This is a genomic window from Aminobacter sp. P4_D5 (genome assembly GCF_056401815.1).
Genome location: NZ_JBFUIP010001212.1, coordinates 1 through 557, shown reverse-complemented (window position 1 = coordinate 557; position 557 = coordinate 1). Strand labels below are relative to the sequence as shown.

Sequence of the window (557 nt, the reverse complement as noted above, 5' to 3'; positions counted from 1 at the left end):
GTCCCGCAACACGGCCGGCAGCGGCCAATCGATCACGAAGCCGCCGGCGCCATCCCTGCGCGCCGTCAGCACCCGCGTACCGAGGCCTTCGATGTCGAGGCCGATCTCGGGCGTCTCGCCAGGGTGGAGGGGGTCGGAACGGGCCCAGCCGCGCAGCGACGGCGGGTCGGGATGGAAGCGCAGGGCGCCGTCGCCGACCTCCTGTCCCGTCTCGGTGCTGCCATCCATACGGTCGCCAATACCTTCCACGGCCTGCATTCCGCATAGCATCGCGCCAGGGTCAGAGGAAAGCCAAGCTTGAGCGGCAGCAGAACGGGGGATAGAGGTATAGCCTTGTTCCGCCGACCGAAAGGCCCTCTCGCTGGACCTCGACGCGCTTTCCCGGCCCCGGATCCTGGTGGTCGCTGCCGGCCATCCGGGCCCGGGCGGCGATCCCGCGAATCCGACCGCATCGGGGGCCGCCTTCCGGCGCTTCCGGCTGCTGAAATCCGTCGCTGAGACCTGGTTCCTGGCCGGCGCGGGCGACCGCCCGCCTTCGCCGGGCGTGCGGATCTTCC

At 70.9% G+C, this 557-nt stretch carries 1 protein-coding gene; it reads right to left on the bottom strand.

The window, feature by feature from the left end:
• On the bottom strand, positions 1 to 258 hold a 258-nt coding region (locus AC1DWF_RS37550; RefSeq protein ID WP_476843494.1), incomplete at its 3' end, for a hypothetical protein.
• Positions 259 to 557 lie beyond the last annotated feature (299 nt).